Source organism: Acinetobacter legionensis (genome assembly GCF_057165765.1).
The window spans coordinates 2234235-2248299 of the sequence record NZ_CM169896.1 but is presented as its reverse complement, the minus strand read 5'-3'; the positions used below and the strand labels follow the sequence as shown (position 1 = coordinate 2248299).

Sequence of the window (14065 nt, the reverse complement as noted above, 5' to 3'; positions counted from 1 at the left end):
ATCCTTTTAATTTTGCGTCATTTATAAAGATATGTTTAGTTTGCATCCACAACTTGCTCAAGATACTTTTTTTGTAGGCGATTTTCCGCTTTCAACATGTCGTTTAATGAATGATATGCAATTTCCGTGGCTAATTCTTATTCCACGTGTTCCTGGTATCACTGAGTTATATGAACTAAGTCAAGCTGACCAAGAGCAGTTTTTACGAGAATCTAGCTGGTTATCTAGCCAGTTGTCTCGTGTTTTTCGTGCAGATAAAATGAATGTCGCAGCACTTGGAAATATGGTGCCACAATTACATTTTCATCATGTAGTTCGTTATCAGAATGATGTAGCTTGGCCTAAGCCTGTATTTGGTCTGCAAGCAGTTCCTTATAGCAATGAAGTGTTAGCACATATGCGTCAAACGTTAATGTTGGCGTTACGTGGCCAAGGTGATATGCCATTCGATTGGCGTATGGATTAAGTGTAAACAGCACAAGGAAGTGTTTAATAAAATGACATTCGAGGTAAAATATTTTGCCATTTGAACGTATGTTAGATAAAGAACCAAAGCAATTTGAAATATTCCAGCGATTTATGGGGTACTTAATCATTGCTTTGTTGGTTATGGTTTATTATTTCACTTCCCCAATTGCAAGTTATCAATTTTACGTGCCTTTTTTCATTGGCTTTATTTTTATTATCAGTCCTAAGTTATCACGCTGGCTGGAATATTCATATGGTTCTAAAATTCGAAAAAATGTCTATTTTTTAATTGATATCATTGTTGTTTCTACAGCATTGGCTGCTGTTCATTTAAGTCTGGTGGTGACTTTTGTATTGTTATTTGCCCTGATTTATACTGCGATTAATAATAAAATTTCTTTTATGATGGGCTCTCTGGCAATTTTAATTGCCTTTGTTGTGTTTTATACCAATATTATTTTTATCTTTGGTTTTTATGATTATTTTCAGCAAACTAGCCCTGAACTATCCGTTCTTTCTTTTATTAGTATCATCTTGTTTGTAAATATTGGAAATTATTATCAAAATCGTCGTATCAAAAGTGTAGAAACAAAGAAAAACACCTATTTTAATGAAATGAATCGCTATATTGAGTTGTCAAATCAACTCAGTCGTTATGCGCCATTACAGCTTTGGCAAGCGATTATGCGCGGCGATACTGAAGCAAAAATTGAATATAAACGTAAAAAAATTACAGTTTTCTTTTCTGATATTCAAGGGTTTACTGAGCTATCAGAAACTTTGATTCCAGATGATTTGGCCTTTGTATTAAATGATTATTTAAGTCATATGACTGAAATTGCCAAGCAATATGGTGCAACCATTGATAAGTTTATGGGAGATGCAATCCTGATTTTCTTTGGCGATCCTGATTCACAAGGGGTAGAGCAGGATGCGAAAAACTGTATTGATATGGCAATTGCAATGCGTCAGCAGATGAAATTTCTTCGTGAACGTTGGGTGAAAATGGGCTATGCAGCTTTACATATTCGAATGGGGGTAAGTACAGGTTATTGTCACGTCGGAAACTATGGTGCTGTACATCGCATGGCCTATACCATTGTTGGTCGAGATGCTAATTTAGCAGCGCGTTTGCAATATGCTGCGGATATAGATGAAATTTTGGTTTCAGACGAAACCTATAAGCTGATTAAAAATGATTATCTTTGTGCACCAAAAACTCCGATTGAGCTGAAAGGGATTCAAGGTAAGGTGCGTACTTGGCAAGTGATGGAAAAATACTCTGCAACCAAGAATGAAAATCAGCAATGGTTTGATTATGAGTATAAAGGCTTCCACCTAGTGCTGAATTTAGAAGAAGTACAAAACTTTGAATATCCTGAGCTGGTTGAAGTATTAGAAAAAATGGTAGAACGGATTAAGGTTCAGCAAAAACTTACCAACTCTCAAGGCGTTGCAAAGCTTAATATTGAAGATGAAGTGAACTCAAATTATTTGTAAAATTATTAAATATTAAATGAAATGTCTAAGCCATTAAAAATTGCTTAGACATAAAAAACCACTCATAAAGAGTGGTTTTTTTGCTTATAAGAAAAGTAATTTAGTGGTTTTCAGAAGCGTGATTAATCGTGTACTTTGGAATTTCAACTTCCATATCTTCATCAGTGATTTTAACTTGGCAAGACAGACGCGAATCGGGTTCTAAGCCCCAAGCGCGATCGAGTAAATCGGCTTCAATATCATCCATTTCTTCAAGCTCATCAAAGCCTTTGCGTACGATTACATGGCAAGTGGTACATGCTTTTGACATGTCACAGGCATGTTCGATTTTAATACCATTATCAAGCAGGCTTTGACATAGATTGGCATTTGGTTTAACTTCAAACTCAGCACCGTTTGGACAAATCGTTGCATGAGGTAGTACTTTAATACGTGGCATAGTCGTTACCTTAAATTAGTTTGAGTTAGACCAATCATCAAGTTTGGTGCCTTTGAGTGCATGATCAATGTGTTGATTCATACGTTCTGCTGCAAAGGCATCGCTATAAGTTTTTAACTGTTCAACAGCATGTTCAATTAATTTGATATCGTTCGTTTCAAGCTCAGTTTTTAAGGCTTCAGCCGCTTGAGTGAGCGCAGTCAGTTGTTCAGTGCTGAGAAGTTTAGAATCCACCTTTAACGCTTGTGTTAAAGCTTCAAGTTCACGTTGAGCTTCAACTTTGGTTTCATTGAGATGGCGAAGATTTTTATCTTCTTCAGCAAATTTATAACCGTCTAAAAGTAAACGTTCAGTATCTGTCTCAGATAAACCATAAGAAGGTTTAATGTCGATTTGAGCATTGACCCCTGATGTGGTTTCTTTGGCCGAAACAGTAAGTAAACCATCAGCATCGACTTGAAAAGTAACTTCAATACGTGCCTGACCCGCAGTCATTGGTGGAATACCATGCAATACAAAACGGCCTAAGCTTCGGCAATGTTCAACTAAGTCACGTTCACCTTGCAAGACATGGATTAACATCGCAGTTTGACCATCTTGATATGTGGTGAATTCTTGACGACGTGCAACAGGAATTGCTGTATTACGTGAAATTAAACGTTCAATCAAACCACCCATGGTTTCTAAACCTAATGACAGCGGAGTAACATCTAAAAGTAATGAGCCATCTTTAGAGTTCCCAATGAGCTGATTTGCAGTGATGGCAGCGCCAATCGCTACAACTTCATCAGGATTAATAGTACAAAGTGGCTCTTGCTTAAATACTTCACGCACGACTTTCTGTACAGCATAAGAGCGGGTTGATCCACCAACAAGAACTACATTTTGAATATCATCGAGTTCAAGTTTTGCATCACGCATGACACGTTTACATACATTGATCGTTTTATCTAATGCCACTTGAATGATTTCTTCAAATGTTGTGCGATCTAAAGTGAGGTGATGTGTCAGAACTTTAATATCAACCGATGTTGCATCACTTAATGCTTCTTTGGCTTTGCGTGCAGAAACAATAAAGTGCGCATATTCTGCATCATCTAAAACTTCAATATTGAGTTGTTTTTTTGCCCACTTAACAATAAGACGATCTAAGTCATCGCCGCCCAGTGCTGTATGACCGCCTGTGGCTAAAACTTCAAACACACCTTGAGAAAAGCGTAAAATAGATACATCAAATGTACCGCCACCTAAATCATAAATGACATAGTTACGATCTGTTGTTAGGTTACTCTCTTGATCCAAGCCATATGCAACAGCCGCAGCTGTTGGTTCATTGAGTAGGCGTAATATATTTAAACCAGCAAGCTCAGCTGCATCTCGTGTAGCTTGACGTTGTGCTTCATCAAAGTAAGCAGGAACAGTAATAACAGCCCCATTTACAGGGTTGCTTAAGCTTTGTTCAGCGCGGTCTTTAAGTTGTTTTAAAATTTCTGCGGAGATTTCTACTGGTGTTTTACGCCCCTGAGCTGTTTCAAAAGCTGGCATTTCATTTTCAGCACCAACAAGTGTGTATGGATGTTGAAATTTAACATCCGCTTTGGAACGGCCCATAAAGCGCTTAACAGAAACAATGGTATTTTTAGGGTCAGCAGTGATGAATGGTTTTGCTGCATCGCCGTATTCGGTTGAATTTTTAGAATAATGTACAATAGAAGGAAGTAACACACGACCTTGCTCATCGTTCAGCACTTTGGCTTTGCCTGATAATACCGTAGCAACTAGAGAATGGGTTGTCCCTAAGTCGATACCAATTGCAATACGGTGTTCGTGTGGCGCACTTGATTGTCCTGGTTCAGCAATTTGCAAGAGTGCCATTTGTCACATCCTTAAAATAAATACTAAAAACAAATTCGGTTAAAACATATATTCAAATCTAAAATTTAGAAATCATCATCTAAATTAAAATCTTCATCATCTAAAAGCTGATCTTCAGCTTTATCGATATCATTCATGACTTTTTGAAAAAAGCGTAACTTTCGCACAGTGTCACGCGCTTCAGCCCAATCTTCATCCTCAAAATCAATTTTGAATTCACGAACTAAGCCATCAATCCATTGTCGCACTTCTTTTTTTAAAGAATGCAACTGTTCGGTATTAGTTGCTTCATCAAGCTGCTCACGAATTTCTAAAGCAGACTGAAGGAACTCAAAATCACTAATCGATTGATCTAAGTGATGATCTTGCTTTTTGAGTGAAAGTAGATAAGCAGCACGACTGTCTACATTGGATAAAGTTTTATATGCCTGATTAATTTCACTTGATTTAATCAAAGCTTTGTCTTTATTTTCAGCTTTATCAGGATGATATTGCTGTTGTAGTTTTAGGAAATTAGCTTTTAATATCGCTAAATCAATATCGAGTGCTTCTGGGAGATCGAACAACTCAAAATGACTCATGGGGGATACTCATCCACGATGTTTTACAGGAAAACGGTGTAATTAAATGTGATTAAAACAGTGCAAGACACTGTTTTAACATGAGAAAAAGCAGGGCGGATTATACAGTGAAAGATTCACCACAGCCACATTCACCTTTTTTATTTGGGTTGTTAAACTCGAAGCCTTCATTTAGACCATTTTTAACATAGTCCATTTCCATACCATCGAGATAAACCAAACTTTTTGGATCTACAAAAACTTTTACACCAAACTGTTCGAACATTTGATCATGCGTATCGATATCATCAACAAACTCAAGTACATAAGCTAAGCCAGAACAGCCTGAAGTTTTCACACCAAGACGAATACCTTCACCCTTACCGCGATTCTTTAAGTAATTGCTGATATGAGTTGCAGCATTTTCAGTTAGATTGATCATGAAAACTCCGTTAAAAAATCATCTGCTAAATTTGACGAACAGATACTAGGCTTTAGTTTTCTTGCTACGGTAATCTTCAACAGCAGCTTTAATTGCGTCTTCTGCAAGCACAGAACAGTGTACTTTTACAGGAGGAAGTGCAAGTTCAGTTGCGATATCGATGTTCTTAATCGCCTGTGCTTCGTCAAGCGTTTTACCTTTTAACCATTCAGTTACGAGTGAACTAGACGCAATTGCTGAGCCACAGCCATAAGTTTTAAAGCGAGCTTCTTCAATTACACCACTGTCATTCACTTGGATTTGTAAACGCATTACATCACCACATGCAGGTGCACCCACCATGCCTGTACCAACATTTTCTGCATTTTTATCCAAAACACCTACATTACGAGGATTTTCGTAATGATCTATTACTTTTTCGCTATAAGCCATGTTGCTTCTCCAAACCTCGGGGTCAGCGTTGATAATATGTATTTCTACAATCTAATTTGGTGGCATTTTACTGATTTTCAATAAAATGCCGCGTTTTGATTTCAAGGAACTTAATGTTCAGCCCATTCAACTGAACTTAAGTCGATCCCTTCTTTGTACATATCCCAAAGCGGAGAAAGCTCACGCAATTTCTCAACAGCAGCTTTAGTAATCTTAATTACATGATCAATGTCTTCTTCAGTCGTATAGTGACCAAAGCTAAAACGAATTGAACTATGTGCTAACTCGTCAGAAAGGCCGAGGGCACGAAGTACGTAAGAAGGTTCAAGTGTTGCGGATGTACATGCTGAACCAGAAGATACAGCAGCATCTTTTAACGCCATCATCAATGATTCACCTTCAACAAAGTTGAAACTAACATTTAAGTAGTTTGCAACATTGTATACAGGGTGGCCATTTAAGAAGACTTGTTCTAAATCCTGTAAACCGTTCCAAAGTTTGTCACGCAGTACACGTAAACGTGTTTGTTCAGCTTGTAAAGATTTTCCAGCAAGTTCAAATGCTTCACCCATACCGACGATTTGATGGGTTGCAAGTGTACCTGAGCGCATACCGCGTTCATGGCCACCACCATGAATTTGTGCTTTGATACGAACACGTGGGCTACGGCGTACAAATAAAGCACCAATACCTTTAGGTCCATAAACCTTATGACCTGAGAAGCTCATCAAATCAACTTTCATGGTAGAAAGATCGATTTCAACTTTACCCGCAGCTTGTGCTGCATCTACATGGAAATAAGTTTTATTGGCACGTGTTAACTCACCAATTGCAGCAACATCTGTCACAGTACCAATTTCATTGTTCACCATCATCAATGAAACAAGTAGCGTATCTGGACGAAGTTCAGCTTGAACCATTTCTGGTGTAATTAAACCGGTTTTAGGTTCAGGTTCAAGATAAGTAATCTCAAAACCTTCTTCTTCTAATTCACGACAAGTATCTAAAATTGCTTTATGTTCAATTTTACTTGTGATGATGTGTTTGCGTTTAGAACCATAAAACTGAGCAACACCTTTAAGGGCAAGGTTATCAGATTCAGTAGCACCTGAAGTCCATACAATTTCGCGTGGATCAGCTTTTACTAAATTTGCGACTTGTTCACGTGCATATTCAACTTTTTCTTCAGCTTGCCATCCATAAGCATGTGAGCGAGAAGCAGGATTACCGAATGTACCATCAAAGGTTAAACACTCCATCATGCGTTCTGCTACTTGAGGATCAACAGGCGTAGTTGCTGCATAGTCAAGATAAATCGGACGTTTCATGTCAAATACCTGTAACCGATAAAAGGGCTGAATCAAGAGGTGCTGAATTTTGACGGACCGCAACGGTTTGTACATTGTCACGAGCGACTAAATCCGCAAGGGTGATTTTAGCTAAATAATCGGCAATATGGAGAGAGAGTTCTTGCCATAAATCGTGAGTTAAACACATTGCACCATTTTGGCAATTGCCTTTGTGGTCACAACGTGTCGCATCGACAGTTTCATTTACAGCTTCAATAATTTCTAAGACAGTAATTTCTTCAGCATGGCGCGCTAAGTGATAACCGCCATTTGCTCCACGAACACTTGAAACTAAGCCGTGACGCTTAAGCTTAGCGAACAATTGTTCAAGATAAGCGACAGATATCGTTTGGCGGTTTGCAATTTCTGCAAGCGTAATCGTTTGTTCAGGTGGCTGCAGTGCTAAGTCAAGTAGTGCAGTCACTGCATAGCGACCGCGAGTAGTTAGGCGCATGATTCGATACACATGTTTTAGACTAGATGTATGAATTTTATGAATCCTGACTAAAATAGTCAAGTATTTTTAATTTTAATTCTGACTAATTTAGTCAGAATTTATTACTTGAACAAAAAATGCGGGTAAATTTCAATTTTTGTTCAAGTTTTATGAAAATATTTGCCAAAGATTATACACGACTAATGCTATAAATAGAAAGCCCAATACGCCTAAAGCCGTATATAAACGTTGTTGGTTGAGCTGCAAGCGTTTAACACGATTTTGATATTGTTTTACTTCAACTTGAAGTGTATTGATCTTAGAACGTTGCTGATCAATCTTTTCAAGCAAAGGAGCAATGCGTTTTTTTGATGCTTTTGTCTGGCTATCATCATCTGGATTGGTTAGCCATTGCTTCCAGTCTGAAAGCAATTTAGGTGCAGTTAAGTGTACAACGAGATCACGAAACTGTTCCTTGAGGAGGTTATCGCCATCCAGGCGCATTTTTTTCATGCTACGACGATTAGCAAAGACAAATATTTGGATGAAATCGATAAGTGTACTACTCACAGAAAGGTCAATGGCTTTCTCTGGAGGCTGTAAATCAAAAAGAATACCACGATCTGTAAATTGAACATAAAAGTCAAAATAAGGAATATAGCTATTCATTTTAATTGTAATCTGCTGTTCGACGAATTTTTTTGCCTGTAAGCGAACAACACGATCATGCTTTAATACAAAAGAATAAATGGTTTCCAATATAATCATGACAATGTTTAGCAACAAACGAGAATGACCTTGCTTTTGTTGCGATTCATTCATAAAAAATTCCTATAGCAAAAACAGAGAGTCCGATCTCTAAAAAATAAAACAATCTCATCCATGACATGAAACACAATATTTCAACAATGATATAAAAATTATCTTAATAAGCATTGTCGAATTGCCAAGTGTTCCTTAACATTAAAAACAATTACTTTGCTTTGTAGAACAGTTTAGCAAAAGGTTCAATAGTTTTATTTGATAATATAGCAATATTTTCTACCTAATTTGGTCATATGGGTCATTACACGCTGGAGTTTGGGGTAAATGGAGCAAGATATGAAAAAGAGTAACAAGGAACAACCTGATCTTTACCAAGATCAAAATGAATTTAATGAATCTCAAATAAAGCCTAGAAATCATAAAAAGTCAGCATTAGATTTCAGAAAATATACAAAACAAATCTGGTTGGCTGGATTGGGAGCGTTCTCAAGAGCGGAAGAAGAGGGCAACAAACTATTCGATTCCTTAGTCAAAGTGGGGGAGGAGCTGGAGTCCAAGACAGTTGAAGTCACTGATCAAACAGTCAATAAAGTAACTGAAAAAACCAAAGAGTCTGTTGCAGAAACCAAAGATAAGGTTGAAAAGCTTTTAGATCAGAGTGTAAATCATTCATTAAATAGAATCGGTTTGGTAACTGCGAAAGATCTTCAGCATTTGGAAAGTTTGATACTGGAACTCCACAATAAGGTTGATGCGCTAGCAGAAGATAACCAAAACTTACGTGAACAATTGCTAAAAAAAATGAAATAATTACCTTTAATCCAAAAAAATCGTAAATTTTAGTCGTAATTTTTGTGAAAAGCGGGTTTGGAGTCTTGCGTTTCCCCCCAAAGCATTGCTATAAAGTCGTCATGGCCTTTGATCTACAGCCTTGGAACTTAAACAAACGATATAAGAGGACGTAATCTTCATGAATAAATCAGAATTAATCGATGCGATTGCAGAAAAAGGGGGATTGTCAAAATCCGATGCTGGTAAAGCATTAGATGCGACTATTGCTTCAATTGGTGAAGCGCTTAAAAAAGGCGATACAGTGACTTTAGTCGGCTTTGGCACATTCAGTGTTAAAGACCGTGCTGCTCGTACTGGCCGTAACCCTAAAACTGGTGAAGAGCTTCAGATTAAAGCAAGCAAAGTACCTAGCTTTAAAGCTGGTAAAGGCTTAAAAGACTCAGTAGCTTAATCTGAGCTTATTGAAAGCGCGCCTTCGTGGCGCGTTTTTTATGAAATATATTAAATTATCAGTGATTGCTCGTTCATTCATTTCACAATTTCAGTTAGAATCCTTACGAAATATAATATTGGAATACTCATGGAATCGTTTCGCACTCTCATAAGGGGCTGGTTTGGTAAAGTTCTCCTTGTGTTATTTTTAGCGCCATTTGCTGTGGTTGGTATTGAAGGCTATTTCAGCGGTGGGCAAAAAGCAGACGTAGCTAAAACTGTTAATGGTCAAGATATTTCTAAAAAAGAGTTAGAAACGGTTACAAAAGGCTATACAGATCAATTATTGGCAAATCCTGCTGTTCATGGGGATGAATCATTATTGAATAAAGAATTTATTGCAAATAAAGCACTTGATTATCTGATTAGCCAAAGTCTTTTAAGACAGCAAGCTGATAAATTGGGTGTGACTTTGAGCGATGCTCAAATTGAACAGAAAATTGCGCAAATTCCTGCCTTTCAGGAAAATGGTAAGTTTTCCAATACATTGTATGCAAACTATTTACGTTCACAGGGTTTAACAAGCCAAGCATTTATCCAAAATATTCGCCAAGATTTTGCTTTAAGCATTCTAAGTTCTACAATTTCAGATAATGCATTGATTAGTAAATTAGATATCCAGCAAATTGCCAATCTGCAATCTGAACAACGTGAATTATTTTTATCAAGCGTTAAACTTGATGACTATAAAACCAACGTTAATGTGACCAATCAGGAAATTACTGATTATTACAACAAGCATCAAAATAAGTTCAAACAAGTTGCTTCAGTGGATGTGGATTATGTGGTGTTAAGCCCTGCGGCATTGACACAGCCAAATGCTGCAGTGACTGATGCTGAATTACAACAGGCATATTCACAGTTTACAGAAAAATATAAGCAAGGTTTGAAACGAGATGTTAAACATATCCTGATTACAACTGATTCTCGTACGCCTGAGCAAGCTGCGACACTTGCAAATGAAGTGTATGCAAAAATTCAGGCAGGTATGTCATTTGCTCAAGCTGCTGCGCAATATTCAGAAGATCCTGATTCTAAGGCGAAAGGTGGTGCACTTGCTGCCTATGCGCCAGGTGCCTTTGGTGATGATTTTGATAAAGCTGTGAATTCAACAAGCAATGGTCAAGTCTCTAAGCCTGTTAAAACTCAATTCGGTTATCACTTGATTGAAGTGAATACACCCGTAGATTCAGTACCATCGTTTGATTCAAAAAAAGCTGAATTGACTGCTGAGGTTTTAAAGAATAAATCTGCTAACTATTTCTCTGACACTGTAAATAGTTTAAATGAGCAAGTGGTTAACAGTGATGCATTGGATGTAGTTTCACAAGCAGTTAAGACAGTTCAAATTCAATCTGCGAATAATGTGAATTTAACGACAACCAATCCAGTTCTTGCTGACCCTGCTGTTAAATCTAAATTATTTAATGAAGATGTGAAAAGCGGAAATACGACGGCTTCAAGTAACATCCAAACTGCCAACGGCGATGTGGTATGGGTTAAAGTTCGTAAGTATCACCCAGCAGGTATACAACCTCTAGCGCAAGCAACTTCACGTGTAAAAACACAATTGATTGAACAAAAAGCGTTCGATGCTGCCCATGCAAAATTAAATGCCATGATTGCGGATTTCAAAAAATTACCAGCTCAAGAAGTTACTGCGAAATACCAATCTAATTTTGTCCATGCGGGAACATTTACGCGTTCACAAGGCCTTAAGCGTGAGATCGAGCGTGTTGCCTTTAGCCAGCCAGTACCTAAAGCAGGCATGTGGTCTGTCAGTACTGCCAAGCTACCAAATGAGTTAGTTGTTGTGGCTGTAGCGAATGTGAAAAAAGTAGACACTGCTCAGATGGATCCAGCTGAAATTCAACAACTTACGCAAATGTATCAGAAGTTCCGTGGTGAACAATTATTAGATGATTATTCGCGTTATTTAAAATCACAAGCAAAAATTAAATAATTGATCTTCTTGGATAAAAAAAGCGCCTCGGCGCTTTTTTTATGTGAAATTAAATATAAAATTAGTACAGGAGCTATATCAGTCAGATCTGATTAGCGTATGTCTTTAATCTTTTTTTAGATCTGATTGCGATATTGGCTTGGGCTAAGTTCAAATTGTTTCTTAAACGCCTGGCTAAATGCAGTTTCAGATGAATATCCCACTTGGTGGGCAATCTGTTGAATAGGCAGTTGTCCTTGTTTGATCAACTGACTGGCAAGACGTAAGCGATGCTGTTGCAAATAAGCTAAAGGTGTTTCACCAATAATTTGATTAAATAAGCTGGCAAATTTAGAACGTGACATACAACAAGTTTCAGCTAAGCTTTCTACGGTCCAACTCTGTTCTGGGCGACTGTGGATGGCTGCTAGTGCATTTGAAAGTTCTGGATGTACGAGGGCATTTAACCAGTTATTGTGATCTTGCATTTGCTCAATATAGTCACGCACACACTCAATCATCAAAATACTGACGACATGATCCATAATTTTATTTTTTCCCGCTATAGTTCTACGCGTTTCAGCAGAAACAAAATATAATCCAATTTTAAGCCATTCAGGCGCCTCATCACTCAAGGCATTTTGAATATGCAAATATGGTGGGAGTGCATTGATCAATGGGCGAGCCATGATTGCATTCATATGGCAACGTACAGAGAGGATTAATGTCTTCTCAGAACTTCCTTGACCAAATTCAATTGCGTCTTGTCTTAATCCATCAAAGAGTGATTCTATATTTAGGCTTTTAACCAACTGCGTGTCTAAGTGATTTTTTACAGTATGTGCTAAACCTGCTGGAATTAAAAACATATCACCGGTTTGTAGTGCAACATTCATTTTGGGTGAAAATTCTAAATAAGCATTTCCATACAGAACAATATGCGCGATCACGGCATCTTGTTTTGGGCTCTGAAATGACCAATCACCTTGAGCTTGAAGGTAAATATATTCTGAATGGTTGAGATGAATATCATCAAAAATTTTACTTAAAGCATCCATAGATTCAGTTCAAATTTCCTGTTCTCAAATAATAAAAATGTTTCATGCTATTAAAACATGTGCGCAAAGGACAAACTCTATGTTGAAGATGCCAAAGACTTTTTCATAGGTTTTATGGACGCTTACAACTGTCTTTAAGTTGAATTTTACATAAATATATAACTAAGTAGAAAGATAGGGAAGATATAGCCATGAATGCACCAGTTCAACTGACAGAGCAGCAATTGCAAGAATTAAAACCAAAGTCAGGTTTGGCACTTGATAAAAAGCGTTATCTTTGGATGATTAGCCCATCACTTCCCGTGATTGGGTTAGGAATTTTAGCGGGATATCATGTTGCACCTAAGCCATTGAAAAAAGTTTTTGCATTGGGTGGGCCACTGGTACTGCATGTGATTATTCCAGCCATAGATTCATTGATTGGTAAGGATAAAAACAATCCGACCAGTGAAGATGTAAAATTACTTGAGCAAGATCCGTATTATTCACGTTTGGTCAAATCCTTTATTCCGATCCAATATGTCGCCAATGTTTATGCATGTTATTTGGTTGGACGTAAACAAACATCTCTTTTAGATAAGATTTTGCTTGGTGTCTCAATGGGTGCAATTAATGGTATTGCTATTAACACAGCACATGAGTTAAGCCATAAGCATGACCGTATGGATCATATTTTATCGCATTTAGCATTGGTTCCATCAGGTTATAACCATTTCCGTATCGAACATCCTTATGGACACCATAAACGCGCTGCTACACCTGAAGATCCAGCTTCATCGCAAATGGGTGAAACGCTTTATGAGTTTTTACCACGTACCGTCATTGGTTCATTTAAATCAGCGATTGAAATTGAAACCAATCGTCTTAAACGTAAGGGCCTTGGATTTTGGTCTAAAGATAATGAGTTATTGCAAGGCTGGACAATGACCGCAGCATTCCATTCATCTATGGTTGGGTTATTCGGTAAAGGTATTTTGCCTTATTTGGTAACTCAATCAGCTTATAGTATTACGTTGTTTGAGATCATTAATTATATTGAGCATTATGGTTTGTTGCGCCAAAAAGATGAAAATGGCAAATATGAACGCACAATGCCTGAGCATAGTTGGAACAATAACAACATCGTAACGAATTTATTCTTGTATCAGTTACAACGTCATTCAGACCATCATGCCTTTCCGACACGCCCATTCCAAGCGTTACGTCACTTTGATGAAGCACCTGAATTGCCAAGCGGTTATGCAAGTATGCTGTTGCCAGCGATGATCCCGTCGTGGTGGTTTAAAATCATGGATAAGCGGGTATTTGATCATTACAAGGGTGATTTAAATAAGGCCAGTATTTATCCAAAACGCCGAGCAAACATTTTCAAAAAATTTGGGGTCGTGGACAAATTGTTGAATAAATAAAATTTAATTTTAAGATAAAAGCCCAGAATTGGGCTTTTATTGTTTTTGAGCATTAAAAAATATCCCAGCATTTTAAATGTTGACTAACGCTACTTTTAGTTGTGAG

Annotated in this window: 15 protein-coding genes; 6 read left to right on the top strand and 9 right to left on the bottom strand. The window is 37.5% G+C overall.

Translation table 11 applies throughout. From position 1 onward, the window contains the following. Positions 1-31: 31 nt before the first annotated feature. Together AC2G3J_RS10310 and AC2G3J_RS10305 are read left to right on the top strand one after the other, a co-directional pair. On the top strand, positions 32-466 hold the full coding sequence (locus tag AC2G3J_RS10310) for an HIT domain-containing protein (RefSeq protein WP_336951330.1): 435 nt from the start codon (positions 32-34) through the stop codon (positions 464-466). 53 nt (positions 467-519) lie between these two features. Beyond that, the gene (locus AC2G3J_RS10305) at positions 520-1968 is read left to right on the top strand and encodes an adenylate/guanylate cyclase domain-containing protein (RefSeq protein ID WP_336951328.1); all 1449 of its coding nucleotides are present in this window, start codon (positions 520-522) and stop codon (positions 1966-1968) included. A 100-nt stretch (positions 1969-2068) separates the two neighbouring features. Here the strand turns inward: AC2G3J_RS10305 and fdx are convergent, their stop codons facing one another. The 8 genes from fdx to AC2G3J_RS10265 all read right to left on the bottom strand — a co-directional run bounded on the left by fdx (position 2069) and on the right by AC2G3J_RS10265 (position 8323). Then, positions 2069-2407, bottom strand: coding sequence for an ISC system 2Fe-2S type ferredoxin (fdx, locus tag AC2G3J_RS10300; protein WP_336951326.1), 339 nt, complete (start codon positions 2405-2407; stop codon positions 2069-2071). Positions 2408-2422: 15 nt separating this feature from the next. Continuing rightward, the gene (hscA, locus tag AC2G3J_RS10295; protein WP_419327508.1) at positions 2423-4282 is read right to left on the bottom strand and encodes a Fe-S protein assembly chaperone HscA; all 1860 of its coding nucleotides are present in this window, start codon (positions 4280-4282) and stop codon (positions 2423-2425) included. Between the two features lie 65 nt (positions 4283-4347). Next, positions 4348-4863 (bottom strand): Fe-S protein assembly co-chaperone HscB, encoded by a 516-nt coding sequence (gene hscB / locus AC2G3J_RS10290; protein ID WP_336951322.1) that lies wholly within the window; start codon positions 4861-4863, stop codon positions 4348-4350. 100 nt (positions 4864-4963) lie between these two features. Beyond that, the gene (iscA, locus tag AC2G3J_RS10285) at positions 4964-5284 is read right to left on the bottom strand and encodes an iron-sulfur cluster assembly protein IscA (protein WP_034610390.1); all 321 of its coding nucleotides are present in this window, start codon (positions 5282-5284) and stop codon (positions 4964-4966) included. A gap of 45 nt (positions 5285-5329) precedes the next feature. Next, on the bottom strand, positions 5330-5716 hold the full coding sequence (iscU, locus tag AC2G3J_RS10280) for a Fe-S cluster assembly scaffold IscU (RefSeq protein ID WP_004720629.1): 387 nt from the start codon (positions 5714-5716) through the stop codon (positions 5330-5332). A gap of 110 nt (positions 5717-5826) precedes the next feature. Next, positions 5827-7044, bottom strand: coding sequence for an IscS subfamily cysteine desulfurase (locus tag AC2G3J_RS10275; protein WP_336951319.1), 1218 nt, complete (start codon positions 7042-7044; stop codon positions 5827-5829). Between the two features lies 1 nt (position 7045). Then, positions 7046-7519 carry an Rrf2 family transcriptional regulator gene (locus AC2G3J_RS10270; RefSeq protein WP_336951317.1) on the bottom strand — a complete coding sequence of 158 codons (474 nt, stop codon included), beginning with the start codon at positions 7517-7519 and terminating at the stop codon, positions 7046-7048. Between the two features lie 150 nt (positions 7520-7669). Continuing rightward, positions 7670-8323 (bottom strand): hypothetical protein, encoded by a 654-nt coding sequence (locus tag AC2G3J_RS10265; RefSeq protein WP_336951315.1) that lies wholly within the window; start codon positions 8321-8323, stop codon positions 7670-7672. Between the two features lie 267 nt (positions 8324-8590). Between AC2G3J_RS10265 and AC2G3J_RS10260 the strand changes: the two genes are divergently transcribed. The 3 genes from AC2G3J_RS10260 to AC2G3J_RS10250 all read left to right on the top strand — a co-directional run bounded on the left by AC2G3J_RS10260 (position 8591) and on the right by AC2G3J_RS10250 (position 11513). After that, positions 8591-9076, top strand: a complete 486-nt coding sequence (locus AC2G3J_RS10260; protein WP_419327510.1) for a phasin family protein — start codon at positions 8591-8593, stop codon at positions 9074-9076. A 160-nt stretch (positions 9077-9236) separates the two neighbouring features. Then, positions 9237-9509 (top strand): non-specific DNA-binding protein Hbs, encoded by a 273-nt coding sequence (locus AC2G3J_RS10255; protein WP_004720620.1) that lies wholly within the window; start codon positions 9237-9239, stop codon positions 9507-9509. Positions 9510-9638: 129 nt separating this feature from the next. Further along, positions 9639-11513: a SurA N-terminal domain-containing protein gene (locus AC2G3J_RS10250; RefSeq protein ID WP_483769943.1), complete on the top strand. Its 1875-nt coding sequence runs from the start codon at positions 9639-9641 to the stop codon at positions 11511-11513. Between the two features lie 116 nt (positions 11514-11629). On the opposite strand, the gene AC2G3J_RS10245 is transcribed toward AC2G3J_RS10250, so the two are convergent. After that, positions 11630-12550: an AraC family transcriptional regulator gene (locus AC2G3J_RS10245; RefSeq protein ID WP_336951309.1), complete on the bottom strand. Its 921-nt coding sequence runs from the start codon at positions 12548-12550 to the stop codon at positions 11630-11632. 191 nt (positions 12551-12741) lie between these two features. On the opposite strand from AC2G3J_RS10245, the gene AC2G3J_RS10240 reads away from it, so the two are divergent. After that, positions 12742-13959 carry an alkane 1-monooxygenase gene (locus AC2G3J_RS10240; RefSeq protein WP_336951307.1) on the top strand — a complete coding sequence of 406 codons (1218 nt, stop codon included), beginning with the start codon at positions 12742-12744 and terminating at the stop codon, positions 13957-13959. Positions 13960-14065: the final 106 nt, after the last annotated feature.

Coding starts and splice junctions, on each gene's coding strand:
- AC2G3J_RS10270 (WP_336951317.1), bottom strand. CDS start 7,519: ATGCGCCTAACTACTCGCGGTCGCTATGCAGTGACTGCACTACTTGAC.
- AC2G3J_RS10265 (WP_336951315.1), bottom strand. CDS start 8,323: ATGAATGAATCGCAACAAAAGCAAGGTCATTCTCGTTTGTTGCTAAAC.
- fdx (WP_336951326.1), bottom strand. CDS start 2,407: ATGCCACGTATTAAAGTACTACCTCATGCAACGATTTGTCCAAACGGT.
- hscB (WP_336951322.1), bottom strand. CDS start 4,863: ATGAGTCATTTTGAGTTGTTCGATCTCCCAGAAGCACTCGATATTGAT.
- AC2G3J_RS10255 (WP_004720620.1), top strand. CDS start 9,237: ATGAATAAATCAGAATTAATCGATGCGATTGCAGAAAAAGGGGGATTG.
- iscA (WP_034610390.1), bottom strand. CDS start 5,284: ATGATCAATCTAACTGAAAATGCTGCAACTCATATCAGCAATTACTTA.
- AC2G3J_RS10245 (WP_336951309.1), bottom strand. CDS start 12,550: ATGGATGCTTTAAGTAAAATTTTTGATGATATTCATCTCAACCATTCA.
- iscU (WP_004720629.1), bottom strand. CDS start 5,716: ATGGCTTATAGCGAAAAAGTAATAGATCATTACGAAAATCCTCGTAAT.
- AC2G3J_RS10250 (WP_483769943.1), top strand. CDS start 9,639: ATGGAATCGTTTCGCACTCTCATAAGGGGCTGGTTTGGTAAAGTTCTC.
- AC2G3J_RS10260 (WP_419327510.1), top strand. CDS start 8,591: ATGGAGCAAGATATGAAAAAGAGTAACAAGGAACAACCTGATCTTTAC.
- hscA (WP_419327508.1), bottom strand. CDS start 4,282: ATGGCACTCTTGCAAATTGCTGAACCAGGACAATCAAGTGCGCCACAC.
- AC2G3J_RS10310 (WP_336951330.1), top strand. CDS start 32: ATGTTTAGTTTGCATCCACAACTTGCTCAAGATACTTTTTTTGTAGGC.
- AC2G3J_RS10240 (WP_336951307.1), top strand. CDS start 12,742: ATGAATGCACCAGTTCAACTGACAGAGCAGCAATTGCAAGAATTAAAA.
- AC2G3J_RS10275 (WP_336951319.1), bottom strand. CDS start 7,044: ATGAAACGTCCGATTTATCTTGACTATGCAGCAACTACGCCTGTTGAT.